This is a genomic window from Candidatus Thermoplasmatota archaeon (genome assembly GCA_018814355.1).
GTDB lineage: Archaea > Thermoplasmatota > Thermoplasmata > UBA10834 > UBA10834 > COMBO-56-21.
Window position 1 is genome coordinate 1 of sequence record JAHIZT010000116.1, and the last position, 26,883, is coordinate 26,883.

Here is a 26,883-nt window from a genome sequence, read left to right on the forward strand (position 1 = left end):
ATACTCGCAAACGTGTTCAGAAAGAGAAGATCCGGCAGGTGAGGTGGACCGACAGAATCTCGCCTGTCCAGAAGGCCTTCTGAACAAGCTTTATCTATGCTGACTGGTTTGTCCGGAAAGTCATGGCTCAATATGATTGGCACGAGGCCGAGCCCAAGTGGCAGGCCAAGTGGAAGGAGTGGGAGATCCACAGGTTCGACCCCTCGTCCAAAAGGGAGACCTTCAGCATCGACAACCCGCCCAGGTACGCCTCGGGGGCGCTCCATCTAGGCCACGCATATGGCTACACAGTCATCGACTTCGCAGCCCGGTACAAGCGGCTCAAGGGATACAATGTCTTCTTCCCTCTCTGTTTCGACGTGAACGGCACGCCGGTGGAGGTCCGAGTCGAGAAGGTCATGGGGATCAAAGCCTCCGATGTCCCGCGCCAAGAATTCATCAGGATGTGCAGCGAGTTCGCTGAGAAGTACATTGGCGAGATGACCAAGCAGTTCGAGATCCTCGGCGAGAGCATGGACCCGTCCATCTACTACCAGACGGACGCGGTCTATTACCGGAAGCTGACCCAGATATCGTTCATCAGGATGTTCAAGAAGGGCCTGGTCTACAAAGGGCACTTCCCCATCAACTGGTGCACGCGCTGCGGCACCGCGCTCGCGGATGCCGAGGTGAACCACGAGCCCAGGAAGACAAAGCTGAACTACATCAGATTCCACGAGACCGGCACAGGCGAGGAGGTTCTGATTGCGACCTCAAGGCCGGAACTACTGTGCACATGTCTCCTAGTGGCAGTCCACCCGGAAGATGCTAATAAGTCCTCCCTTCTCGGCAAGGAGCTTCGCGTGCCAATGTTCGATAGGAAGGTGAAGGTCATCTCCGATCCGAAGGTCGATCCCGCCTTCGGCACTGGAATCGTGATGATATGCTCCATCGGCGACAAGGACGACCTCGAGTGGATCATGAAGTACGGTCTTCAACTCGAGAAAGGGATTGATGAGGCCGGCAAGATGACCTCTCTGTGTGGGAAATATGCAGGGATGACAGTCTCTGAGGCAAGGAAGGCCGTCATCGAAGACTTGAAGAGCGCAGGCCTTCTCGTGAAGCAAGAGGACCTTGACCAGAATGTCGGCGTGTGCTGGAGATGCAACACCACGATCGAATTCCTGAAGGTGCCACAATGGTTCATCAGGAGCGTCCAGTTCAAGGACCAGGTGCTCGACATGGTCGACAGAATCGTCTGGAAGCCCGAGTTCATGAAGATACGCATCAGAGATTGGGTGAACTCGTTGGCCTGGGATTGGGTCGTATCGAGGCAGAGGTACTTCGCCACCGCGATCCCCCTTTGGGAGTGCGACAAGTGCGGCAGAGTCCTCCTGGCAGATGAACGGGACTGCTATGTCGATCCAACGGTCATCCATCCGAAGGCGGAGAAGTGCGAGACCTGCGGAGGGCGATATGTGGGTTCAACTGACGTATTCGACACCTGGATGGACTCCAGCATATCACCATTGTACAACACCTTCTGGGAGCGGGATGAGAAGCTCTTCAAGAAGCTATATCCGATGACGGTGAGGACGCAGAGCCATGACATAATCAGGACATGGGCATACTACACGATCCTCAGGGAGATGCTCTTGACCGGGGAGAAGCCCTGGGACGAGGTGATGATCCACGGCTTCATAATGGCGCCCGACGGGAGACCGATGCATGCGTCCACGGGAAACGTGATCGACCCGATGCCCATTCTGGAGAAGTACGGAGGGGACGCCATGCGTTACTACGCGTCGACTTGCGCGCTGGGCATGGATCACGCATTCAAAGAGCAGGAGCTTGTGCGGGGCACCAGGCTGGCAACGAAGACGTGGAACGTGATGCGGCTGGTCGGCTCCGCGTGCAAGGCGAGACCGAGTCGCCCTGGAAATAGCCATCCGATGGATTTGTGGATACTGAGCAGATTCGGGGAGCTGGTGCGCGAGATGGAACGCTGCAACGACGAGTACCAGTTCGACCGTTCCATGGCCATGCTCCAGGATTTCCTGTGGCATGAGTTCGCGGACCACTACATCGAGCTGGTTAAGCACAGGGCCTATTCGGATAAGGACGATGGCGCCAGGTATGCGCTGTACATCGTTGGCCTAGGCCTCTTGAAGATGATATCCGTGTTCCTTCCGCACGTCGCCGAGGACGCATATCAGACGGTGTTCAAGGAGCACGAGAAGTCCATCAGCATTCACGTGTCCGAATGGCCTACTGCTCCTGAGCGTGATGAGCAGGCCGAGAAAAAGGGCGAATTGATCAAGGAGATCGTCGCTTCAGTCCGTGCCTGGAAGTCTTCCAAGGGGATGTCTTTGAACTCGGAGATATCCAGGGTTGAGATCGTCGGTCCGGAAGCCGATCGACTCGTGGCCGGCTCTGAGGACGATATCAAGGAGACTCTCAAATCGAGGGAGTTCGAGACGAGAAAGGACATCTCACTCAAGGAGTCGGTCGCGCGAATCAAACCAGTTCACTCCAGGCTCGGGCCGGCCTTCAGGAAGGACGCCAAGGAGATCGTTGAGAAGCTGTCCTCGGTCTCGGGGACCGAGATCGGCCCGTCTGGAATCGAGATGAAGATGACCGATGGGCGCACAATCGTGATCGCTCCGGAGTACTTCGAGATTGAGAAGAAAATCACCTCAGACAAGGGCGCATTGGAGCATATCTCGGCCGGCGGATTGTCCATCATGGTCTATCAATGAGCCGCATCCAGCTTCTCGGACATTTCTCGACAGGTTATAATACTGAGAGCACGATTTGCAGGTTGAAATGGATAAGAAGGATGTCGTCGTGGAGGTTCTCCGCGGAGTCATGGATACACATACCGGTGTCAGCGTCTACGACATGGGCCTGATCTCCGATATTGTTGTGAGAGATGACTCGGTCGATTTGACGTTCATGCCCACGAGCCCCTTCTGCCCAGTGGGCATCGAGCTCGCAAAAGCAATCCGGGACAGTATCCTGACGATCGAAGGCGTCAAGAGCTGCAACGTCAAGGTGGTCGGTCACATCAGGGCCGAACAGATCAACCAGGCTCTCAGCGCCTAGGCTGGTTCCTGACCAGGTCGATCCTCACCCGCTTGTTCTGGAACGAGTACTGCTCAAGCCCATTCATTGCCCTGAACGCCACGCTCTTGTGTATCTCGATTCTGCTAGTGTCGTTCCCAACCTCGATCCTGCCAATCAGATGCTCTATGATGCCCGTCTTCCGCTCGATGAACCTGAGAAGGTCAAGCATCCCAATCCCGTCCTTCTTTCCCACATTGATCACGAACGGCACCATGCCGAAATGGTCCGCGTACTCCTCGATGTCCAGCTGTTTCTTGACCGTGTCCCTGCCCTTGCCATTTGGGACCTCATGCTCTTCTAGCTTCGTCCTGCCGAAGCTTTCGATGGCCTTGACCAGGTGCTGCTCTTCCTTGGAGACGAATGTGATGGCCCGTCCAGTCTTCCCGGCTCTCGCTGTCCTCCCGATCCTGTGCACATAGTCCTCGGGATTCTCTGGGATGTCGTAGTTGAAAACATGGGTCACATCATCGATGTCCAGTCCCCTGGCCGCCACATCAGTTGCGATCAGGATGTTCAGCTTTCCGGACCTGAACTTGGTCATCACCTTGTCTCTGGCAGACTGCGTGAGATCACCGTGAATCGCGTCGGCCGAGTACCCGTACGCCCTCAGCTTACCGGCGAGCATGTCCACCATGCGTTTGGTCGAACAGAACACCATCGCGAGCTGCGGCTTCTCGCTATCGAGGATTCTGCAAAGCGCCCAGAGCTTGTTCTTCCTGCCCACACTGATGTAGACCTGCTCTGCCTGAGGTACTGTCAGAGACTCCCCGCTGATGGCCACCTCCTTCGGCTTGCGCATGTACCTTTGGGCCAGGCCCTTGATGGTGTCTGGGAGAGTCGCTGAGAAGAGCATTGTCTGCCTGTTCTTGGGCACGCTCTGGAGAATCCATTCGATGTCGTCTATGAACCCCATATCGAGCATCCGATCCGCTTCGTCAAGTACCAGGAATCGTACTCCCTCGAACGAGAGCTCGCCCCTCCTCATCAGGTCCATCAATCTTCCGGGTGTGCCGACGACGATCTCCACCCCTCTCCGGATCTTGTCTGTCTGGACGTTGATCGACTGACCTCCGTAAATGGGAACTGATTTGACGCCGGAGTACTTTGCAAGATCGTCGAAGTCCCCGGCCACTTGGATGGCCAACTCCCTGGTAGGGGTGAGGGCCAGGCACTGGATCTTCTTGTTCTTGTGAAGCTTCTCAATGATTGGTATCGCAAACGCCCCAGTCTTACCTGTACCAGTCTGCGCCTGCGCCATCAGGTCATTGCCAGCCCTCGCCAACGGGATGACCTGTTCTTGCACAGGTGTCGGTTCATCCCACTCGAGATCCTTCATGGCTCTTAGGATCTCCTGGTTTGTCACGATCGTGCTGAATTGCATCCTTCTCAGTCTTCCTTCGCTCTATTGCCGCGCAAGTTAGTCTTGAAGCAGTATTTTAAACCATGCGGGGATGATACCTGTGGTCAGGGTCTTGCGTGGGAGACAGAGACTAGATGATGGCCAGAGCGAGGGAGGCTTGGCAGAGACTGTACTCCAAGCACGGACTCCAGTACGGTGGGACAGGAGACATTGGTCCTCTTGAGCCGCACCTCAAGACGGGCATGGTCGTCTTGGACGCCGGCTGCGGGGATGGCAAGACGACCGAGATGTTATCCAAGATGTGCGATGTCGTTGGATGCGATTTCTCCAAGGAAGCGCTCTTGTCGCTCAGATCCCAGCGAGATGTCGAGGATACAGTAGATCTGGTAGAATGCAACATACGTCATCTTCCATTTGACCATGAAAAGTTCGATGCTGCAACTTGCGTTCACACATTGTCTCATATGGTCGAGGCAGACCGGTCTCGGGCCGCGAACGAGATCGTTCGAGTCCTGAAACCCGGGGGTCATTTTTTCATAGAAGGGTTTGGCAAAGGCGACATCCGGTTCGGAGAGGGTGAGGAAGTGGAGGACTCATCCTTCCTTCGGGGGAATGGCATCATCACTCACTACTTCCAGGAAGGCGAGATACCTGCTCTATTCGAAGACTCTGAACTCGTGACGGAAGTGGGATCCTTGAGAAGAGTCTCTTTCGGTGCCACAGCAGGAAGGCGAGACATTCGCCGGGTCCTGATGCGAAAACCTGACAAGTGAATAGAAGAGATTGAAGTGAGGCGAGTGCGGCTGCCGGGATTTGAACCCGAGTTTTGAACTTGGCAAGCTCAAGTGATAACCAGGCTACACTACAGCCGCATCGTGTCAGGTCCAATACACAGCCGTAATTTATACCTTGTGCGGGGCGTGCCTTCTTCCCTTCTCACTGGACTGCCACCAAGAAAGAGCCTCTCCCACAAGGTAAAGAGAGCCGATCACGCACATCCCTGTGCCAACTATCTCCGCAATGCCGCGCTCAAAGGCCTCATTCGGCTCCTCGACCGTCTCACTCGGTCCTCCGAATTCCTCACTGACGATGCTCTGGAGTGCCCTCACGCTGAACGCCCTCTTGTACTTCACCTGGGTGCAGATTATCTTCGCTGCCGAGGGTGCGAGCGCTTTCACTATGCCTCGTACGTCCTTGTCGTCCATGCAGCCAAGCACATAAGTGAGCGGCATCGTCTTCAGATGCATCAACACACTGACGGTTGTCGCGACTCCATCTGGATTGTGACTGCCGTCGAGAACCACGAGCGGATCTCTCGAGACGATGTCCAATCTCCCGGACAACCTCGCGGAAAGGAGCCCCTTCTTGATATCATCGTCAGCCACGAATATACTCCTCTTCGCGAGTTCCTCCGCTATCGCGATGGCGCATGCGGCGTTCTCTGCTTGGTATGCTCCCAGCATATGCGTTCTCAGCCCGGTCAACCTTCGTCCTCCAGCATAGTCGAACTTCGTCCCGTTCAGAGACTGTCGAACGTTGTTGACATCGAAGTCCTTGCCTATCCTCTTGAGCGTCGCCCCTTTCCTCTTGCAGGCGCTCTCGATTACAGAAAGCGCCTCCTGGTTGCGCTCACATGTGACGACTCTGATGTCAGTCTTGATAATTCCTGCCTTTTCCCTAGCTATGTCCGGAATCGTGCTACCCAGGTAGTTGGTGTGCTCTAGACCGATCCGTGTTATCGCTGCCACCTCTGGGCCTATGACATTCGTCGCATCTAGGCGCCCGCCCATGCCCACCTCGGCAACGACAATGTCCACTTTCTTCTCGCTGAAATGCTTGAACGCCATGCCGGTTGTGAACTCGAAGAAGGTGAGCTGTTTCTCCTTGTCCTCACTGACCATCTCCTCCATCACTTGTTTTAGCTGCATGCCTATGCGAAGGACATCCTCCTCTGGGATTTCCTTTCCACCGACAATGATTCGCTCCCGGAAGTTCACGAGGTGGGGTGATGTGTAGAGCCCCACCCGGAAACCGTGTTTACTCAGTATCTCGGATGCAAACTCGCAAACAGACCCTTTGCCGTTCGTTCCCGTTACGTGAACCGACTTGAAATCCAGGTGAGGCTTGCCGATCTTGGACAGGAATTCCGTGACGTTCTCGAGTCCGAGCTTAATGCCGAATCTCTCGAGTCTGAACATCCAATCAGTGAATTCTCTGTAATCCATCACTGGGGACATTTGCTGTCGATTCTTAAGGGCTTTGGAGACCAACCCGTCAGTCGTTAATCTTGCGATATCCTTGCGGTCCACTCGCATAGTTCGAGCCGTTCTCTGCGTGAAATCCGCTCCATCGCTTTTAGTATCCCAGAGCTGTACTGAGCGGCCTTCTTCGGTCTGTCATGTGAATGAAGGCCCATCATCCTGGCAGCCTCCCTCAGAACAAGCTTCCTGCCAGAATAGTTCACCTTCTCCTCAAGAGGCGTCTGCTCAGCAAATGAGACGACCTCCTTCGAGGCAAATGGAAACCCAATCCTTTTCCTTCTGGCAATTGCGAGTGCTTCCAGCAGTCGCGCTTCCTGCTGCATCTTCTCGAGGTCTACGGCCATCATTGAGCGAGGATCCTCAACGTATGAGTATTTCGCATACCCTCCGAACAGTTCATCAGCCCCGTTGCCAGCCAGCACACACGCTTCATCACATCCTTCTAGCACGCACAAAATGGGAATTGAGTATGCTATTCTGACAGGATCGGCCGAGCCGAGCAAGCTCGACGCCCTGGCGACCCAACCTACAAGCTCCTTCTCCCTAAGACTGATCACAAGGTGATCTACGCCGTCCTCTGCCGCATACTCGGTCGCCTTGAGTGAATCGAAAGACCCCTCAATCGCACAGGTGTAGCACCTAACTTCGGTGAACTCCAGGGCAATGGCAACTATTATCGAACTGTCTACTCCCCCCGAGTATGCCACAGCGACGGCAGGCTCGCTACCAACTATGTTTCGAGTCGCTCCTTTCAGTCTGTTCAGAAGCCCGGTTGCGTCCATGGACGCATCAGTGACCATCTATCAACGACAAAAAGACATCGCAACGGACGGCAGGAGAAATCCAGTCGGTCTCTCAAATAACACTGCTCAAAGTCATCTGGAGACAGCCAGATGATTACCAAAGGCTTAAAAGCTGTAATTGGTATTTACCTGCAATCCTAGCTTTCGAACCCCCATGTGGAGGGCTCATTGATGGCTGAAGACGACCTGATGAAAGTCAAAGTTTGCTTTATCGGAGATGCCGGCGTAGGCAAAACGAGCCTAATCAAGAGATTCGTGCTTGACGTGTTCGACGATAGGTACATAGCCACCATCGGCACGAAGGTAACCAAGAAGATCGTGGACGTCGAGGGCCCCCAGGGCCAAGCCAAGGTAATGATGCTCGTCTGGGACATCATGGGTCAGAAGGGGTTCAGAGAGCTTCTGCGTGAGGCCTACTTCTTCGGTGCTCATGGTGCGATAGCCGTGTGCGACCTCACGAATAAAGAGAGTCTCGAGGAGCTTAGGTACTGGATAAAGGCATTGACAGATGTCGCCGGCGATGTCCCGATAGTCTTCGCGGGGAACAAGGCGGATTTGGAGAACGACCGGGTCATCAAGGAGCAGGATCTGGAGGAACTGGCTGCCAAGTACAAGGCAAAGGCTCTCCTGACCAGCGCCAAGACCGGTCAGAACGTCGAGAGCGTGTTCAAGGCCCTTGCGTTGGCCATGTCCGAGAAGATGAAGTCGCAGTAGTGCGCCAGACCGTTCCCAACGTTGATAACGAGCAGAGAATGCTTATAAGCCCAGCATCGGCTATTTATGCCTCTGCCAGAGGCGGAATTGAAGTGGCCTTCAAAGTGAGCAAGAACCTTATAGCTGAGAGTAGCACCCGGTATCGCAGAAGCATGAGGCTACTTGCCGGACTCTTCGTCCTTCTCCTGATGGCATCTCCGGCCATCCCCATGTTCTACGACGTTGCGCACGATGTTCAGGCTGCCTCTTTGGATTCATGGACCAAGGTGCTGCATCTACACGAGGGGGCCATATACACAACCGGGGACTATGATTGGCTGAACTCCACCGGGCCTTCAAATCCATCCAGCACGGACTATGACCGTGACGGTGTTCCTGGAATCTCGATAAAGAAGAACGTCCCGCCGCAAAGGTGGCACCACTGGGTAATGTGGCCGTCTGCGAATTCGGATATCGTCATAACTGGCGATATTGACGCCAGAATATGGGCCAAGGACAAGGACAACGAGTCAGGGTCTCGGATAAGGGCCATCTTCTGGGATATGGGCCCAGGAGAACTGGGCTCCCAGTCAATGTGGTCAGAGATAGGAAATGATACAGTCGACCTGCTCGGGGTCAACTACCCAGAGTACGATCTCAGCCACCTTACCGTGACAGTGGGTTCATACACGCTTGCTCAGGGTCACTCGCTCGTGCTTTCGATACAGAGGGGCGACTCCTACAACCAGTGGTTGTCCGTGATGTACGACACGAACGACCTCGACTCCACGGTCACTCTTAGGACGAATGATTTCGTCTCAGTGGACACTGCCTGGACCGAGGACGCGAACAACCTCTCCAGGAGCACGTTCTCTGACCAGGAGAGCGCTGTGGTCGTGGCCAATGTATCAGACCCATTCGGCGCATACGATATCACAAATGCGACAGCTGCCGTTTACTACCAGAGCAATGGGACGGCGGCTGTTCCATCCGAGGAGATGAGACTGGTGCGGACAGACCCGTCATCTGCGAAAGCTTGGAAACTATTCAATCACACCCTTCCTCTGCTCACTGCGGGGAACTACACTGTGAATGTCTCGGCCTCGGACCCTGGGGGCAGCCCCTCATGGCTCGCGCTGCCGTTGACGGTCGTCTCCGTCGACCACTTCAACGTGACCGCCCCAGCGGCGGTCGTCGCAGGCTCCCTATTCTCGATGACCATAACAGCGATGGACTCGTCTGACGCCATTGTCAGCGACTGGGTCGGCGCTGTCCAGTTGGAGGCCTTCAAAGCCGACATGACTACGCCCGGGAACGGTTCATTGGCAAACCAGTCCGTCTTCATCACGCCAGGTGATTCCGGGCAAATAGCAGTTGCAGACCAAAGCTATGGTTTCGGCGAGGAGACTATCAGGATCAAGGCTTCCGCGGGGACTCGCTACGGATGGAGCGGACTGATCTCCGTATCAAGCGGCCCTGTCGTGAATGTCACGCTCGTTCCATCAAGCACACAAACGATTGAATCGGGTTCCTCGCGGGGATTCACGGTAACTGGCAGAGACGCCAATGGTAACATCAACACTGCGTGGACGCCGTCATGGACTTCCACGACTGACCTCGGCTCAATCGTCGGGGCAGGATTGTCTGTCGTGTTCATCGCGGACAAGGTCGGGTCAGGCTGGATTAACTGCTCCAACGCTGTAACAGGTGCAAACAACTCGACGGGGATAATCGTCGTTGCCGGCCTTCTTACTCGAATCGAGGTATCGCCGTCCACGCTCGTCATCAATGAATCTGAGACTCAGGCAATGACGGCTGTCGGATATGACTCGAAAGGAAACATCGTGAGCATTGCAGACGCTCGGTGGTACACAAACGTGGGATCTATCTCAGGGGTCGGGCCATCGGCTGTATTCACTGCCGGGTTCATGCCTGAGGTGGGAGCCATTGAGTGCCGCAAGGACAACATCGTTGGGTCCATCCAAGTCGAGGTCAAGACTGGCAGATGGAGCCCGTCATTGAGCCCTATCCCCATGCAGATTAGGAACGAGGACAGCGGCAGCTGGGAGCTTAGCCTAAGCGGCATTTGGCATAACCAGAATGGAACCTCGTTGCTCTCCTGGTGGGTCGAAGATGTGAACACGAGACTATACTTCGTGTCCCACGACCCATTGTCTAACGCTGTCATGCAGTTCTACACTCAGCCGGATCAATCCGGCGATGACACATTCATTCTATGGGTTGTCAACCCGGACGGATATTGGGCTTATCAAGAAGTGACCGTCAGAATCATTCCAGTCAACGACAAGCCTGTATTCGTCAACAGCCCTCCCACGGAACTGTATGTCAAGTTCGACACGCCCTATACCTTCGACTACAGCTACTTCGTCTCCGATGTGGATAACGCCCAGACCGAACTCTCCCTGAGCGTTACACCGTCGTCCGTCCAGAGTGACATCTTCTTCGATGGAATGATAGCTACTTTCATCTTCCCAAAGGAGGACGGCAACTCACCCTACTTCAAGATCGTGACGCTGACGGTATCCGACATCTCGGGCGCAAGCTCCGAAATGAGGCTAGTCGTCCGGGTCACCAACGACAACCCACCCGACATGACTACTAGCCTCCCAGATGTGACCATAAACGAAGGCGCCATGGACTTCTTCGTTTTCGATTTGGACGACTACTTCTACGACATCGACAGCGCCTTCCTGATCTACACATCCGGCTTCCAGCACATCACGGTGGACATAGACCCGATGACGCACCATGTCAACCTGTCGGCGCCTGAGGAATGGTCCGGGATCACTCAGGGGATGTTCACTGCCACCGATCCAGTGGGTGCGCTCAAGACGGATACAATAACGGTGACGGTCCTGCCGGTCAACGATCAACCTCAGGTTAGGAGTCCCGGAACAATCCACGTCAAGTACGATGTCCCATACTTCCTCTACCTCAGCCCTTACGTGACTGATCCCGACGACACCCTTGATTCTCTCACGTTCGTCTTCAACAACAGTAACGTCACGCACACGTCGACATTTGCGGGCAACCATCGTCTGGAGCTGAACTTCTCTGGGCCTGCGTCCGCAGTGCCGTACATGGCATATGTAAAGATGATTGTGAGCGATCCACAGGGGGCCTCAGCGCCATGCGACTTTGAGGTTCTGGTCACGGACGATGAACCGCCTTCGGTCACTGTGCCCAACCCAGATCAAGTGTACTATTCGTTCCCCGAGGACACATACCTGAACAACACGATGCGGATGTACGACCTTTTTGCTGATCCTGATGACGCCTCCATGACCTTCCTGATATCAGGTGCGACGAATGTGCATTTCACGATATCCTCAGATGGCGTGGTCAACCTGACTGCCGAGGCGAACTGGTCCGGTATGGAGAAGATCGACATCACAGCTATCGATGACCGGGGTGGATGGGCGATGTTACAGGCCTATGTGATGGTGACGGAGGTCAACGACGCGCCGTTTATCAAGAAGATTCCGGATGTGATCTCATCTGGTGGCTCGAGGAACTTCCGCATCCCGATATATCAATTCATCTTCGATTCCGACACTCCCTATTCGAAACTGGTCGTGACGGCGACTCCCCAAGACTCCACTGTGTCTGTCGTAGGCGAATACCTCTACATCAGCCTGCCCTCGGATCAAGATGTGGTCACGATCCAGATTCAAGCGTCCGACGGGGACTTGCTCTCGAACACCATGACATTCAAGGCCGGTGTGGCAAAGGACATCGCCCAGAAGATAGGTTGGCCGTACTCCTTCCCGCTCGTGCTCCTCGCAGCAGCCGTCGGTGCCTACTTCGTGTCTATCCGCATCCCGAGGCCCTACGCACTCGATAACCTGTTCTTAATACACAACGACGGGAGGTTGGTCGCCCATGTGACCAGGGAAGAGAACATGACGCTGGACAAGGACATAGTGAGCGCCATGTTCACGGCTGTCCAGGAGTTCGTTCGCGACTCCTTCCAGAAGGGCGAGGTGGGCCTAAAGAAGCTCGAGATAGGCGAGAAGAGCGTCGTCATAGAGAAAGGGCAATCGACGTACCTCGCATTGATCTACGCGGGCTGGCCGCCTAAGGACACCTTCGACATGCTGTCAATGCTCCTCAGAGACATCGAGGAGCGCTACAAGGGAAGGCTCGAGAAGTGGAACGGGACGATGAAGACCGTGAAGGGCGTTGACAAGATGCTTCAGGAGTATATGGCCAACGCCTTCAAGCCCGGGACCTGGCATGAAGAGGAAGAGATTGCCGAGGCGGAGTGGGTCGACATACTCGACAAAGAAGCCTAGGCGTCTTCGTCTCTCGCCTTTCTCATAGCGTATTCGTAGAGAGTCTCCTTCTGTGGGCCGAGCGTCATCCCGTACTGCTGCTTCAGCTTCAGAGCGACGGATCTGCGCATGAATGCCATAGGCAGACAGCCGGCGTACAGTAGAGCGTCGTGGAAGAACTTCAACGAGGACTTCGGTCCCATGGTTCGCTCAACGTCCTCTCTTAGCTGCATCAATGCTAGCTTGCCGAGGAAGTATGCTGTGAAGTATGTTGGGGACATCGCGCACCCCCTTGCCTCCTTCCAAGAGGCACGAGCCTCCATGGCGCACTCCTGCTTCAGCATCTCTGTGGCCTCATCGAGCGTCATTTCCCCCTTCGCAAGCTTGATTTCGACAATCAAGCGAACGATCCTGAATATGAGGTCGTTATTGGTAGTGAATCTGCCAAGAGGATTGTCGTTGTATCCCAGCGAGATCATCATGTCCTCCGTGTACAGGCCCCAGCCTTCGCTGAAGTCCGGGGATGCTATGAGAATCCTTATCGGGGACGGATTCGTGTTGGCGCATATTGCCTGGATGTGATGGCCAGGATAGCCCTCGTGCACTGTTGTGTTCACGATGCTGGCGCGGCTGTGTTCGCGGAGCAGCTCAGGATTCGTTTCGTCTGGGGTGACCATGAACATGCCTGCGCGGCTTCCGTCGAACTTCCCAGGCTCGAACTGTGCGGCGAATGCGCACATCGGTCTCATGAACAAAGGCGTCTCCAGGACCAGGAGCTTCTCATTCTCTGGTATCGTGAGGATGTCAATCTTGATTACGAACTCTCTTGCAGCCTTCACGGATTCCCTGTACTCCTTCAGTACTCCCTCGAAGGTCTCTGCATGATCGGATTTCACTACATCCATCGCTTCTTCCGGGCTTCCAGAGGGGACGATCTGGGCGGCGATCCTAATCGCGTTCTTCTTTGCCAACCGCAGATAAGTCTCTCCGATCTCCAATGCCTGATCAGGCGTGAGTCCGTATCCCTTGGTTTCGAAGTAGCGGTGGTATTCGTCCGGTTGAATTGTGTATCTTGAATCCGAAGAAGGGATTACTTTCTCGGCGAGCCACTTGTTGTGTTCTTCAATGGCCTGTATCGAGACTATGATTGCCCTCTCCAACCGGTTCTTGGTGGTCGAGTCCGTCCCCTTCGCTTCTGCGAGCGTCTCTATTTTCCGAAGGAGTTCGGGGACCTCTCTTCCGGTCTCGAGCGCAGCCTCATTCCATAGTTTGTAGGGGGACTTCAATGCATTCCGTGAGCCTCTCAGGAAATCAGGTATTGCCTCCAACCTGTAGATGATGGATTCGAGCCTCTCCTCGAATGACGGGTGGTCGCGCGCAAAGAGGAAGAAGAGTGAATAGCCGACCTCGCTGCATGCGAAAGACTCCCTTTCGAACAGTCTCAATTCCTCTATCTCGAAAAGCTTCAGTCTCAGGATGTAGATCGCAAGATCGCGATCAACGCCTTCCTCCTCGGACAACGATCTCGCTGGGAAGTGGTGCAGTTCGCCCAACAATTCTCTGCATCTCTCGGCTATGTGCTCTGCAGCCCTACTGCTCGGGTCGCGAAGGACTCGGTCGTGGCTGTGCCATCCTACCTGAGTGGCGAATGATGGGTCCCAGCTAAGGTACTCTTCCATCAGGGATTTCGCCAACTCCTTGAAGGGTTTGCCCATACTGTTGGACCACGGATGCAGGCTATGCATTTAAGCTTATATACTCAAGTCCCGCAAGCGAGCCCCTGGCGGGGCAGCCAGGGTTCAGCAGAAACCTTTCGCAAAGTCTTATACCTTGCACAAATCATCACATCCACCCAGATGCCTAGCACACCCCCTAGCCAGACGGTTACTGTCACACTCAGGCGCGACCTGGGCCTCCTTGATGTAACGATGATCGGAGTGGGCGCGATGATAGGCACAAGCATCTTCGTGCTCATAGGCATCGCGACTCTGGAGATCGGAGCTGCTGTGATGATAGCGTTCGCCCTGAACGGCATCATGACGTTGTTCACCGCAGCTACCTATGCGGAGCTTGGGTCTTCGTTCCCTGAAGCTGGTGGCGGCTATCTCAGGGCCAAGAAGGGCCTTCCCAATCCGGCGGGGTTCATGTCCGGCTGGCTGTCGTGGTTCGGGCACACGGCCGCGTGCAGCTTCTACTCACTGGGTTTCGGATTTATGATGGTAGAGTTGTCGGACTATTTCAAATTCGATTTCCTTGGTCTATCCGATGATTTGATGATCAAGCTCTTTGCCGCCTTCGCAATCATGTTCTTCCTAGCAATCAACTACTCAGGAGTCGGTGCCACGGGCAAGATGGGAGACACCGTCACAATCATACAGGTCCTGATAATCGCTTTCTTCGTCGCGTTCGCCGTCCTCTATGCCCTCGACACGAAGGGGATCCATGTCATGGACAACTTCGAGCCGATCATCCCCGCTGACAAGAAGTTGACAGATGTTTTCCTCGTGATGGGGTTCACTTTCATCGCTTTCGAGGGTTACGAGATCATTGTGCAGTGTGGCGAAGAGGTCAAGGATCCTAGGAAGAACATACCCAAGGCAATCTTTATCTCAGTCGGGATTGCCGCTCTCCTGTACATCTCTGTCGCATTCGCCTGCATCTCCAACTTCAATGTCCCCATAGAGGGCGAGGGCGAGAGTTGGGTCATATACACAGCTACGCAGGTCATCCCTTTCGTGGGGGCGCCTCTACTGATCTTTGGCGGGATTCTGTCCGCAATGGCAGCGCTTAACGCAACGGTCTTCTCCTCGTCGAGAGTGAGTTTCGCTATGGGCAGGGACGGGTCCTTGCCGCGCGTCTTCGGCCACATCCACCACAGGAGGAGAGTCCCACACAAGGCCATCGCGATCACCGGTGGGATCATGCTCTTCATGGCCCTAGCCTTCCCCTTGCATGTTGTCGTCGCCTCAACGTCGATAGTGTTTCTCCTTCTGTTCTGCATTGCTAACATGTCATCCATCGCTCTCAGGAACCGGTTGACAGAGATCGACGTGGGATTCAGAACACCTCTGTTTCCTTTGTTTCCAGTGATCGGCGTGTTCACGACCCTTATCACCGCGGTCTACCTGTTCAATCTCGTCCCTGAGGGCTGGTACATTGCACTCGTCTGGATCGGCATCGGCCTGGCCGCCTCTGCCTTCGCGAAGCCCGAGGAGGAATACAAGTCCATAGCCGATCAGAAGAGAGTCCCGCAGAGGCCTCTCACAAAGGAACAGATCGAGCGATACAGGGTCCTCCTCGCCTTAGAGAATTTGGGTGACCTCAGGCTAGTTGAGGTGGCTGGCATATTCGCGCGTTATTTCAATGGCGACCTGACCGTTAACAAGGTCGTTGAGGTACCAAGGGCGATGCCCCTCGAGGCGATAAGCAAGGAATACATCGATGAGATATCCGGGGGCCTGAGGAAGACGATCAAGGTCGCCCCCTCGACAGTGATTGTAAGACCTGTGGTGTCCGTTTCGTACGATGTTGCCGGAGCCATATTGGATCAGACGAAACACGAGGCCGCCAATCTGTTGGTTCTGGGCTGGAAGGGTACCAGATTGCGCGGCAGGACGATCCTTGGGCGAAACCTGGACCGCGTCGTGAGGGAGGCGCCCTGCGACGTCGCGATAATCAAGACCAAGAGGCTCAGCAAGAACATTGAGAATATCCTCCTGGTCTCAGGCGGCTACATCGAGACCAGAAAGGCGTTGCTCCTCGCGCTTCCCATCGCAAGGGAGTTCGGAGCGAAGATCGAGATCCTTTCAGTAATCACCGATGACAGACAGGTCGAGCTCATGCGCGGGAACGCCGAGCGGCTGAGCAAGATGGCCGACCGTGTGAAGGTTCGAAACGAGGTGAAATTCGACCACTCGAAGTCTCTAGTTAGCGCGGTGATGGAACACTCACGTGACGCTGACATCTTGGTGATGGGCGCGGGTCCGCAATCTGCTCTCGAGAGGACATTGTTCGGGGCTGTCTACGACAGGATAATCCGGTCCTTGACGTCCCCGTGCTCGTGCTCAAGACTGCCAGAGTGGGGAAGCCGTCGACCTCAAGCGTATCTGCCCCATCGAGGCCGCCCGTAGGCGGATTGGATTAGGCCGCGCCTGCTCCACCGAACAACTCCTCAATGACTTTCCTGGCGGTGCGGGTCAAGTCCATCTTCCTCGCCTCTTCGCGCGTGACCCATTTCATCTCTGTAACTTCTGCGCTCAGCTTCTCCTCCCCTCCTGTCGGCCTCGCGAGGAAGTCAACCAGTACATAGTGATACATCACTTTCCCGGAATCGTCACGGTCCACCATGTCGAACACGTTGATGAGCTCCAGCACTTCGATCTCAATGCCAGTTTCTTCTTCCATCTCTCTTGCGCAAGCCTCCGAGAGTTTCTCACCTAGCTCCACGAGTCCTCCGGGGATGCTCCACTTGCCAGCTCCAGGCTCGAACGCCCGTTTCACCAGGAGAATATTGCCGTTCTTTATCGCGACAGCACCTACTCCCACCAAGGGGGCGCTGGGATACTTGCGCATAGGATTCGCATCTTTGTCATCGGTCATTCTTGTCCTGCCTTCCTTCTTCGGATGTAGATCCCCGTAATGATGATTGCCCCTAAGACTACTAGTCCCAGCTCGATCCACCAGCCGAAGTCCTCTCTCGGTAGTGCTTGCGTCACCTGCAATACCCCACCGACCAAGGCCATCGTGGTGTTTTCCATCTGCGATTCGGAAAGCTTGTCTGAGGTGTCGTCAGATGAGTGGTAGTACGGATTCACGGGGAACTCGCGGGGACCACCGAGTTCCTCGATCAGTAGCATGCTGGGATATCCGGCGATCCAGAACGGATAGTGGTCGCTCCAGGTGACGGACGTGTTGAGTTTGATGTCCAGTTGTAGTTCCAGCCCGTGCCTCGACACGGAATCCAATGTAGCTTTCGGCAGAGGCCCTTCGTTTGAATTCACGACGGCCACAACGTGGTTTCCATTTGCACCTCGATACCCGATCATGTCTATGATCGCGGATCCTGAGTACACGACTCCGCGATTCCTCTCCCTCTCCACGAAGTGACTGCTTCCTTTGAGACCGCCTGAGTCGTCATAACCCATCTCCTCGGCTGCAAAGGCTACGAACTTGATGGTGTTTGGGAAATGCTGGTCTGATAGGACAGTGGCGAGCTCCACAACAGCGGCTACGCCTGATGCGTCGTCATCGGCACCTGGTGCGGACAGGTTCGCCCCCGCGTCGTAGCTGTCAGCAAGCCTGTTTTCGCTATCGTAATGTGCACCGAACAGTAGCACTCCCTCGGAGTTGGACGTGCCAGGGAGAGTGGCAATCACATTCCTGACATGATGCGGCCCCACCAAGAACTCCTGGTATTCGACGTTGAGGCCAAGCTGAGCGAATCGTTCATGCACATATTCTGCTGAATCATTTGATGAGTCCAAATAGAACGCTCTGGAGCCGAACCCCTCAAGCTCCTGGATGGTCGCAATCATTCTCTTCCCGGAGACCCGGTCAACAATTTCCTGTCCTGAAGGTGAGACTTCCAACCCAGCGATCAAAGTCGGCACTACTGAAATAGTAACGAGTGACAAGACAGTCGAGACTGCCATCAGCTGACGTAGATTCCTAGGAGACACATGAGCCAACGGACCGATTCCAGGCATTCCAGGCTTGTCATCAGCAGCGAACAATATAAAGAGATTCGGCCATACATCGACCGTGTCCTTGGGAGATCACTTCCTGGCGGTCAGCCGGGTTCTTGGAAAGGACCCCGCGAGAGTGACTTTTGCCGAATATCGCGAACTGAAACACACATGGAGTTCTCGCAACGGCGACATCGAGTTCAAGATAAGCGATTACTTGGACGCCGCTCCCGAAGATGTTCAAAGGTCTCTCGCGTGGTATCTCCTCTGTCGCGCCCACGGGAGGAAGTGTCCCGATTGCGAGGAGCGACCTTACCTCGCGTATGTGAGGTCAAGGGAGCTCTGGAGCAACAAGCGGGGGATATATCTGAGTCGGGCAAAGAACCTGTCAATCGCCCCTCGGGGAGATGTGAGAGATCTCAAGAGTGTCTTCGAATACGTCAACTCGTACTACTTCTCCGGACGTCTTAAGGACCCTGATCTGGCATGGGTCGAAGAGTCTCCTTTGGTGCGTTTCGGTTTCTATTTTGAGCCATTGAACCTGCTGGCTGCGAACAAGGTCCTCGACGCTGAGCGGATACCCAGGTACGTGCTTGAGTTCGTGATGTACCACGAGCTTCTCCATCATGTTGACGCCGGAAACGGAAGGATGAGACGGCGGGTTCACCACACCAAAGAGTTCAGGCTCCAGGAGAGGGCTTTTTCGCACTATGAAGAGGCAGAGCACTGGCTTCGAAGAATCGTGTCTGAGACCAGAAGCGAGAAACGCAATGGCCTTGTCCCCCAGGCGTAACAGCGCGGTTCATGGCATGCCAAGGCACTCTCGCCGCTCTGACCCTCCTGGGGGTTGGTGTTGTGCGTCGCGTTGTCCCCTACACATGCTCCGGTTTCTCACCGATGTTCGTAGAGGGACCCATTTCCAACGCACTGTCGCCTGGTGTCGGAACACTGCATCACGTAGGATCAGCAGCATATTCTTCCAGGCGTGAGGCACTAGGTTCCAGCCTGGATATATCTCTTTCTGCCGAATGGACATGAAGCATCGGACAAAATGGCTCGGAGGTCGAGGAGCAGATGGAAAAGCTGATTTTGGGATACGGCGCTATGGGTTCACAACCATGCTTCCGAAAGATATTGAGAATGTAGTAGAAGAGTCGTCTAGGAAGCTGTTTCAGATATCGAAGCCGCCGGTTAGATACTACCTTTTGACGGATGTCATGGGCAGGAGCTTAGACGAGCAGCTTGTCCAAGAGACGCTCAAGGAGTGCAGAGAATACCCTTTGAGGAAGAGGTTGCTCGAGACCCTTCGCTCAGACGGGACCTGGCCGATATCCAAAACCAGAAAAGCAGAGGAGGATGCCGGCCCCGGTCCCCCAGTTGGATGGACATACATCACAATGCTCAGGAATCTCTTTGAACTCGGCGAGTACCGCACATCCAGCGATGAAGGATTTGTCTCGGAATCCCTCGAGAGAATACTGAGTTGGCAGACGAAAGAAGGATGCATATTGGGTCCTACCACGGATCTCTTCCCTCTTCCGCACTACAATGGATACGCGCTCCGAACATTGATGAACTTCGGCATGGAAGACGACCCCCGGGTCCAGAGACTCATCCGATGGATTTTCAAAACACAACGGTCAGACGGTGGCTGGACGATCCCGTATCTTGAGGACGTCAAGTATCTACCCCAATACAAGCAAATGCGGATGCCGGCATTCATGGACAAGATAAGGAGCGGTGAGGTACAAAGGCCGGATCCGGATTCATTCGAGGACATACCAAGCTGCATCTGGACGACATTGATGGTGGTACGAGGTATGTGCCAGAGCTATTCTCTGCCGGAACGCCCCGAGGTAAGACGCGGTTTTGACATAGTCCTGAACAACTTCTTCAAGAGAAACTATCATTCGACATTCCTAAGATCTGATAGGAACTGGACCAAGTTGAAGTATCCAACATACTCCGGGAGTGGACTGTGCGCCTTGGACCTACTCACGTGGGCGGGTTACGGTGCGGATGATCCCAGGATGGAGAAACCAATCAAGTGGCTGATGAGCGCACGCTCAAACGACGGGTTCTGGAGTCAATCCGATAGACCTCATCCGTACAAGGATCAGTGGATCACTGAGATCAGTCTCAGCGTGCTAAGCCGCTACGCGCAGTCCATTAGAGGGGTCCCCTTCGGGATGCGCGCAGAGCTTCTTCGGTCGCGCCGAGCTTGAGCTACATTCAGCTGGCTGTGGCCAATTCCTTTTTATATCCACAGGACATCCGAAAACATGATGGCCGCACTGATCGGCTGCTCTGGCTGGTCGTACGACGATTGGGTGGGGAGATTCTACCCGAGCGACCTTGCGAAGAAGAAGGGGGAGTGGTTGTCCTATTACTCCAGATTCTTCTCCACCGTTGAGATAAACTCCACCTTCTACAGGGCACCGAACGAGTTCATGGTCAAGTCCTGGGTCGAGCGAGGGAAGCAGAAACCAGGATTCGAGTTTTCAGTCAAGCTGCCCCAGATTGTGACCCACGAATCGATACTCAAATCGGACGGTGAGAAGGCGGCCGCGCAGGCCTCCAGCTTCGAGGACATATGTGTCAGACCACTTCACGAGGCGGGCCTTCTGGGCGGGGTATTGATTCAGCTGACGCCCTACTTCAGGTTCGAAGGGCGGGAGAGCCTGGGGAAATTGAGGGCGCTTTTCGACATGCTCGAAACGGATGTCTACGACTACGCTGTTGAATTCAGACACAGGAGCTGGCTGAATGAACGTGGCAACGAGCTGTCCGCAGATGCCCTGGAGACCCTGCAGGAGTACGGAGTGGCAAACACGATCGTCGATGGTCCTGGCTTCCCCGTCACGCGATCTTTGACGGCGAAGCACGCCTATATCAGATTCCACGGGCGGAACTACGACATCTGGTTCAAGGACGAGACCGAGGACGACTACAGGCTAAACAGATATGACTACCTCTATCCGCACGACCAGCTGGAATCGTGGAAGCCCAGAATACAGGAAATAGTCTCTAACTCCGAGACAGCTAGGATATATTTCAACAACCACGGCCGGGCCAAGGCGGTCAAGAACGCCTTTCAGGTGATGGACCTGCTCAGCGTCCCGCATGAGGAACGGGACATAGACATCCAAGACCAGATGACTCTCGGGAAATTCGGCGGGTCTTAGCTGGTCAGTTCGGCCTTGCTGGTGCCGTCTTCCTGTTCCTCGACCCTGATAACATAGTTCATCGAGTCCTTGATGTCCTCGATGTGCGTTATGAGGAATATCTGCCTGAACTGGGTGGAGAGCCGGGACAGGGCGATCATGACGCTCCTCTTCCTGTTCGGGTCCTGGGAACCGAATATCTCGTCGAGTATGAGGAAGTTGATCGGGGTGGCTCCGGTTCTGTCTGCGATTATCCTCGAGATGGCCAGTCTGAGGCTCAGGTTGGCCAGGTCCGATTCTCCACCTGAGAACCTGTCTATCGGATACGCGGTTCCTTGGTCGTCGATCTGCATCTCGTAGTTCTCGTCCAGTTCGACTCTCGTGTACTTCCCCTCAGTCATCGATTCAAGACCCTTGGAGGTCAGCTCCGAGAGCACGGGGGCGATTCTCCCGATCAGGTGATCCTTGAAGTTGACCACGACATCCTCGAGCAGCGCAAGCTCCTCCGCCGCCTTTCTGTCCTTCTCGATGGCCTTCTTGACCCGAGCGATCTCCTCGATATCTTTGCGCGCGCGCTCAAGTTCGGAATGCGCTTTCTCCTTGGAGCTACCAAGCTTCCGGACCAAATCCTTGATCGAACTTAGCTTTGCCGTTTTTTCATCAAGTTCCTTTATTGTTGAATCGTACTGGTTCTTCTTCGGTTCAAGTGTTGCGACGATGATCTTGAACTGCTCCTCCTCACCGAGCCCCTTGTTGATTGCGTTGCGGGCATCCTCAAGGTCGCGCGCGTAGTGTTCAGTCTGAGTCCTGAGGCTCTTGAGCTCTAGGTATTCATCGTGAACCTGCTTGAGCCTGACATGCTCCGCTCCGACCTTTGCGTGCTCCTCGTCCGAGAACTTGATTTCGCCGAGCTCGGAAAGAGTCTTCTTCCTCTGCGCCAGCCTGACCCTGACCTTTCCAAGCTCCGACTCCATTCCTTGAATCGCGGTCTCCAACTGATTCATCTTCTTGAGCTGCTGGTCTAGGTTTAGCCGCTTCTTCCCAAGAGCCTCTAGCTTGCTCGCCAAGTCTCTCTTCTCAGCTTCTAGTCCATTGATTGATGTCGAGGCTTCCGCGGCGGTTTTCTGAGCCTCTGAGGAGCTCTCCGCTAGCTTCCCTACGAGGAGGTCGTAGGCGTCCTCGAGCGTGCGCTCACAGGTCGGACATAAGCCTTGCTTGCCGGCCGCCCTAATCTCCTCAAGCTTCTTCTGGTCTTTGATTGACGCCTCTCGCCTCTCAGCCATCATCGCTCTCAGCTCGCCGATACGTCCCGAGAACTGAGCGGCCTGGGTCTGGCAGTCGGACTTGGCCTTCTCCACTTCGTCTATCTTGGACACGACATCTTGGAGGCTGCCGACCGTTGGCCTTGTCTTGGCGAGCTCTTCCAGCCGGCGGGCCTCCTCCTTCTCATCGGAGGCGATCTCCTGCTGTATCATCCGGGCCTTGTCGTTCTTGGCCTTCTCCCGGTCAAGGGCCTCCTTCTTCTGAGAGGTCTCCTTCCATCTCCGCTCCTCCTTCTCGAGCTCTGGCAATCTCTGGAGTCTCGCGTTCGTTTCAGCAATCCTGATGGAGATGCTCTTCTCCCTCTTCCTCATCTCTCCTATCTGCATCTGCTTTGCCTTCAGGTCGCTCGCAGATGAGTTGTACGCATCCACGTCCTTCTTGAGTTCGTCCCTTCGTTTCTTGACGGCCTCGAACTCGGCCGCTGCCAGCCTTTCCTTCTCTTCGGCTGTCATGAGCTCCTTGGACGCGGACTCGAAGATGTTGTCCAATTCCGGTATCCTCTCAGCCAACACCTTCTGCCGTTCTCTGCCGTCCTCGGTCATGAGAGTCTTCTCTGCGCCCTCGATTCTCGAGAGCGCGTCCTTCCTGTCCGCGCGGACCTCGGTTAAGACTGAATCGACTCCATCGATCCTCAGCATCCTAAGGACCACCTTCTTCCTCTCACCAGCTGCCACGTTCTGGAGGGCGTTGAGCTCCTTCTGTCTGGCGAAGACGGATGTGAAGAACGACTTGTGGTCCATGCCGATCAACTTCTCGACCATGTTCCGGACCGGTTTGTCACCCTCGGCAAGTCGCTTCTCCTGGCTCCAGAGTTCCGCCCGCATCGTAAGGCTCTTCCCGCCCATCTCGCGGACGATCCTGTATTCCTGTCCTCCGAGTTCGAACTCGAGCAAGGCTGAGCAGGTGTCGCTTTTGCCCGCTCCTGATCTCCGCACGCTCTCTCTGGAGGTTCTGACGACTTCATCCACATTGCCGAAGAGTGCCCATGCGATCGCCTCAATCACGGTCGTCTTACCAACGCCGTTGAGGCCTAGGATCCCGACAATTCCGTCTGGGAATTGGAGCTTGAGCTCCTTGAACCGCCTGTAGTTCTTGAGCTCGAAGTAAGATATCCTCATTCCTCTCCCTTCGTGAGGTACGGCAAGCCCATCTCCATCAGCCTGCTCTTCTTATCGTCGGACATGTCCAACGAAGTAACGTATTTCTTGAACTCGTCCATGAGAAGCCCGATCTGGGTGTCCCCTGCCTGCTTCCCGCCCGCAACGTCGATTCTGTCAACTCTGAGATCGAAGTGCAACGCGCTGGTGCCGAGCTTCCGTATCGTTGGCATGTCAAGAGCGCGATAGGCGTCCGGGGCGACATTCTTGATGACCAGTCTCACGACCTTCTCGTCGATTGACGCGGAGCTGATCATGTCCCTCGCCTCCTTGAGGATCTCCGAGGACGTCAGGTTCGCGGCGTCCAAGACATCCATGTCCAGCATGTCCCTGACCTTGAGCTCGTGAAAAGTGACCCTATGAGCGTCCAGATCGACCTCGACAATCCCTTTCTTCTGACCCGCCTCGCTGAAGCTCAGCCGCTCGGTCGATCCAGAGTAGCATATCATCTTGCCCAGTTCCTTGAACTCGTGATAGTGGCCCAGGGCGACGTAGTCCCACCCAGAATCGATGTTGCTGAACGGCACCGTCTGCTCGTTGAACTCATCCATCTTGTAAGTATCAGAGTCGGCAATGCCAGCGTGGAGAGCTAAGACGCTCAGCTTCGTATCACGCGTTGGCTTCAAACCTGCGGTTGTCTCTGAGAGTGATGGGCTGACGGAATGGGGGATCGCATAGACGGTCGCGTCCCCTACAGTGATGGCCTTTCCGCCCGGTTCATGCACTGGATGGACATGTTTGAGGTGTTCGAATATCCTGAATATGTTGCCTGTCTCTCGTAGCCTGGGTGTCGAGTGATTCCCCGATATCAGTATCGTCTCGATTCCAGCATCGCTCAATCTGATGAGTTGGCGCAGTGCGAAGTCGATCGCCCGGTTCTGAGGTCTCACAGTGTCGAAGAGGTCCCCAGAATGAATGACGAAGTCTGGCCTGAGCTCTATGATCTTGTCGAACGCCTCCTGGAACGCATGGTAGAAGTCCGCCTCCCGCTGGTTTATGCCCTCTGCCACGTCCAGCTTCGAGTACGCGCTGTACCCGAGGTGGCTGTCTGAGATGTGAACGACTCTCAATGCCTGCCACGCTCCGTCGTCGCTATGATGTCCTCGATCTCTGCGAGGTCGGCCGACGAGTCGCTGAACGGGGGGGCTCCCTTGTGCTCGAAGATCTCAGCCAGCTTCCTGTCTATCGTCTTCACGGAACCCCAGACCGCGATGATGGCCACAGCGATGATGGATACTGCCAGCAAAGCAAATACGAGCCCCTGTTGAACCATTGAGTGAACCAGGGGAAAGACCACTACGAATCCGACGATCATGTAGAACGCGAGAAAGATCCACTTCAGGGCTTTGGCGGTGTCTTGATACCCGATTTTCTCAGCGGATCTCGTGCTGAGCATGGCCTCGCTCGTGGAGACCTCGATGAGTCTTATGGTCCTGCTCCAGATTCCGAACATGGCCGATTCTACAACTATCAGCGACCCCGTCACTAGTATGAACAGTATGAGATCCTCGTTGCCCCCCACTAGGTAGGCGTAGTCAGAAATGTCCGGGGCGATGCCGACGGCCAATGCGACGACCGATACCATGATGATTATGTACACGAACAGTCTAGAAATATCGCCCCTCATCTCGTTTGACAAGCGGAGAGACGATTTCGAGCGACTGCGCATGTTCCTTACAACGAGGTTGAAATACGACGCCATGAACAGGAACGATCTGGGCACCTTCTCCTCTATTGCCTTGGTCGCCTTGTCCGAGAACTTCACGCTATACGGGACAACGAGCGCCGAAATCGTTGTGACAAGGACGATAGTCGGATAGAGGTTGATCTCCGTCCTTATGCTTGTCGGGTGTGCGGTGGTGCCTATCGCGATGGCAGCTATCATCAGCGAGAACTCCCCAATAGCGATCATGCTCAATCCAGCACCTATGGAGTTCCTTGCGCCGAATCCAAAGATGAACGTGGATAAGGTGCAGGAGAACATCTTGGCCATGAGGAAGACCGCAGTGATGATAGCCGTTGTGACTAGGAACCTGGGCTGAGTGAAGAGCGCGAGGTCCACCAACATCCCAACTGTGATGAAGAACATCGCCCCGAACAGATCCCTGATGGGTTCGATCTTTCTGACGACATCGCCCAAGAACTTCGATTCTGAGACGATTACGCCCATCACGAACGCACCAATGGCCTCCGAGAATCCGATGTAGCTCGCGAAGACAGCCATCGAGAAGCATAGGCCCAGGACGGTCAGCACGAGTAGCTCGGTGGAGCGCTGCTTGCCCACATAGTCTACCAGGCGGGGCACCACAGCAAGGCCGAAGACTATGGACGCCGCGACGAAAATGCCCATCTTCAGGGCCAAATCTGCGAGTTGTCCCGGACTGACGCCTCCCTGGGAGATGAGTCCAGAAACCGCTGCGAGGATGAGGACGGCCGCGAAATCCTCAACTACGAGCAGCCCAACAATCAGCCGTGCACGCTCGTTGTCGAGCCCTCCCCTCTCCCTTAGCGACCTTACGATTATCATCGTTGAGGCTACTGAGAGCATCGCTCCCAGCAAAGACGCCTCGAGGGAGGTCCATCCTAGCGCTCTGCCAAGCTGGTATCCTATCCCAATCATGAGGATAATCTCAAGGCTCGCAGCAGCAATCATGCTCACGCCTATCTTCCTGAGACGTTTGAGGCTGAACTCGAGGCCTATCGTGAAAGTAATCAGAATGATTCCCATCTTGGCAAGCATCTGGATGACAGGTTCGGCCGAGATCACCATGTCGCCGCTGGTGGACGATACCGCGTACTCAGCCGATATCACGAACGGTCCTGCAACCATCCCTGCTACAAGGTATCCGAGGATCAGAGGTTGCTTCAGGCGGTTGAAAAGGATGACGATGATGGCCGCGACCGCTATTACGACCGCCATGTTGATGAGGAATCCCGTCTGCAGGTCTAGCATTCTAACTGCACCATTTCTCAGTGGTTCGGCTCAGCCGGCGGAGGCCTGCTCGCAACGCCTCAGAGAGCGGTATGCGAGTCCGTCC

The 26,883-nt window shown here is 55.0% G+C and carries 18 protein-coding genes and 1 tRNA gene; 9 read left to right on the plus strand and 10 right to left on the minus strand.

Annotation, left to right across the window (positions count from 1 at the left end):
- The first annotated feature begins 122 nt into the window (after positions 1 to 122).
- Positions 123 to 2,738: a valine--tRNA ligase gene (locus tag KJ653_08470; GenBank protein MBU0685861.1), complete on the plus strand. Its 2,616-nt coding sequence runs from the start codon at positions 123 to 125 to the stop codon at positions 2,736 to 2,738.
- 67 nt (positions 2,739 to 2,805) lie between these two features.
- The gene (locus tag KJ653_08475) at positions 2,806 to 3,084 is read left to right on the plus strand and encodes a DUF59 domain-containing protein (GenBank protein ID MBU0685862.1); all 279 of its coding nucleotides are present in this window, start codon (positions 2,806 to 2,808) and stop codon (positions 3,082 to 3,084) included.
- Here the strand turns inward: KJ653_08475 and KJ653_08480 are convergent.
- Positions 3,074 to 4,471 carry a DEAD/DEAH box helicase gene (locus KJ653_08480; GenBank protein MBU0685863.1) on the minus strand — a complete coding sequence of 466 codons (1,398 nt, stop codon included), beginning with the start codon at positions 4,469 to 4,471 and terminating at the stop codon, positions 3,074 to 3,076. The genes KJ653_08475 and KJ653_08480 overlap by 11 nt on opposite strands.
- 128 nt (positions 4,472 to 4,599) lie before the next feature.
- Here KJ653_08480 and KJ653_08485 point away from each other — a divergent pair, with 128 nt between their 5' ends.
- Entirely contained in the window at positions 4,600 to 5,238 is a 639-nt protein-coding gene (locus KJ653_08485) for a class I SAM-dependent methyltransferase (GenBank protein ID MBU0685864.1), read from the plus strand.
- A 25-nt stretch (positions 5,239 to 5,263) separates the two neighbouring features.
- Here the strand turns inward: KJ653_08485 and KJ653_08490 are convergent.
- The 3 genes from KJ653_08490 to KJ653_08500 form a co-directional block, all read right to left on the minus strand.
- A tRNA-Gly gene (locus KJ653_08490) sits at positions 5,264 to 5,337 on the minus strand.
- A 30-nt stretch (positions 5,338 to 5,367) separates the two neighbouring features.
- A complete protein-coding gene (locus KJ653_08495) occupies positions 5,368 to 6,690 on the minus strand; it encodes a bifunctional folylpolyglutamate synthase/dihydrofolate synthase (GenBank protein ID MBU0685865.1) in 1,323 nt (440 codons plus the stop codon).
- Positions 6,691 to 6,746: 56 nt separating this feature from the next.
- Positions 6,747 to 7,526 carry an asparagine synthase C-terminal domain-containing protein gene (locus KJ653_08500; GenBank protein ID MBU0685866.1) on the minus strand — a complete coding sequence of 260 codons (780 nt, stop codon included), beginning with the start codon at positions 7,524 to 7,526 and terminating at the stop codon, positions 6,747 to 6,749.
- A gap of 174 nt (positions 7,527 to 7,700) precedes the next feature.
- Here KJ653_08500 and KJ653_08505 point away from each other — a divergent pair, with 174 nt between their 5' ends.
- Both KJ653_08505 and KJ653_08510 read left to right on the plus strand, forming a co-directional pair.
- The gene (locus tag KJ653_08505; protein ID MBU0685867.1) at positions 7,701 to 8,243 is read left to right on the plus strand and encodes a GTP-binding protein; all 543 of its coding nucleotides are present in this window, start codon (positions 7,701 to 7,703) and stop codon (positions 8,241 to 8,243) included.
- Positions 8,244 to 8,395: 152 nt separating this feature from the next.
- Positions 8,396 to 12,538 (plus strand): hypothetical protein, encoded by a 4,143-nt coding sequence (locus KJ653_08510; GenBank protein MBU0685868.1) that lies wholly within the window; start codon positions 8,396 to 8,398, stop codon positions 12,536 to 12,538.
- On the opposite strand, the gene KJ653_08515 is transcribed toward KJ653_08510, so the two are convergent.
- Positions 12,535 to 14,232, minus strand: coding sequence for a DUF885 domain-containing protein (locus KJ653_08515; protein ID MBU0685869.1), 1,698 nt, complete (start codon positions 14,230 to 14,232; stop codon positions 12,535 to 12,537). The two genes, KJ653_08510 and KJ653_08515, sit on opposite strands and share 4 nt — an antisense overlap.
- A gap of 141 nt (positions 14,233 to 14,373) precedes the next feature.
- Between KJ653_08515 and KJ653_08520 the strand changes: the two genes are divergently transcribed.
- Complete coding sequence (locus tag KJ653_08520) at positions 14,374 to 16,647, plus strand: amino acid permease (protein MBU0685870.1); 2,274 nt, start codon at positions 14,374 to 14,376, stop codon at positions 16,645 to 16,647.
- Between the two features lie 10 nt (positions 16,648 to 16,657).
- On the opposite strand, the gene KJ653_08525 is transcribed toward KJ653_08520, so the two are convergent.
- Together KJ653_08525 and KJ653_08530 are read right to left on the minus strand one after the other, a co-directional pair.
- Complete coding sequence (locus KJ653_08525; GenBank protein ID MBU0685871.1) at positions 16,658 to 17,089, minus strand: NUDIX hydrolase; 432 nt, start codon at positions 17,087 to 17,089, stop codon at positions 16,658 to 16,660.
- A 23-nt stretch (positions 17,090 to 17,112) separates the two neighbouring features.
- Positions 17,113 to 18,222 (minus strand): M20/M25/M40 family metallo-hydrolase, encoded by a 1,110-nt coding sequence (locus KJ653_08530; protein ID MBU0685872.1) that lies wholly within the window; start codon positions 18,220 to 18,222, stop codon positions 17,113 to 17,115.
- A 61-nt stretch (positions 18,223 to 18,283) separates the two neighbouring features.
- Here KJ653_08530 and KJ653_08535 point away from each other — a divergent pair, with 61 nt between their 5' ends.
- The 3 genes from KJ653_08535 to KJ653_08545 all read left to right on the plus strand — a co-directional run bounded on the left by KJ653_08535 (position 18,284) and on the right by KJ653_08545 (position 21,386).
- Entirely contained in the window at positions 18,284 to 18,994 is a 711-nt protein-coding gene (locus KJ653_08535) for a hypothetical protein (GenBank protein ID MBU0685873.1), read from the plus strand.
- Positions 18,995 to 19,319: 325 nt separating this feature from the next.
- Positions 19,320 to 20,426 carry a hypothetical protein gene (locus KJ653_08540; GenBank protein ID MBU0685874.1) on the plus strand — a complete coding sequence of 369 codons (1,107 nt, stop codon included), beginning with the start codon at positions 19,320 to 19,322 and terminating at the stop codon, positions 20,424 to 20,426.
- Positions 20,427 to 20,483: 57 nt separating this feature from the next.
- Positions 20,484 to 21,386, plus strand: a complete 903-nt coding sequence (locus KJ653_08545) for a DUF72 domain-containing protein (protein ID MBU0685875.1) — start codon at positions 20,484 to 20,486, stop codon at positions 21,384 to 21,386.
- On the opposite strand, the gene KJ653_08550 is transcribed toward KJ653_08545, so the two are convergent.
- From KJ653_08550 to KJ653_08560, 3 genes are read right to left on the minus strand one after another with little or no spacing between them, the layout of a single operon-like run.
- Positions 21,383 to 23,806, minus strand: coding sequence for an SMC family ATPase (locus KJ653_08550; GenBank protein ID MBU0685876.1), 2,424 nt, complete (start codon positions 23,804 to 23,806; stop codon positions 21,383 to 21,385). The two genes, KJ653_08545 and KJ653_08550, sit on opposite strands and share 4 nt — an antisense overlap.
- Positions 23,803 to 24,915, minus strand: a complete 1,113-nt coding sequence (locus KJ653_08555; GenBank protein MBU0685877.1) for an exonuclease SbcCD subunit D — start codon at positions 24,913 to 24,915, stop codon at positions 23,803 to 23,805. Before KJ653_08555 ends, KJ653_08550 begins: the two co-directional genes overlap by 4 nt.
- Positions 24,912 to 26,798: a cation:proton antiporter gene (locus tag KJ653_08560; protein ID MBU0685878.1), complete on the minus strand. Its 1,887-nt coding sequence runs from the start codon at positions 26,796 to 26,798 to the stop codon at positions 24,912 to 24,914. The genes KJ653_08555 and KJ653_08560 overlap by 4 nt, the downstream gene beginning before the upstream one ends.
- Positions 26,799 to 26,883 lie beyond the last annotated feature (85 nt).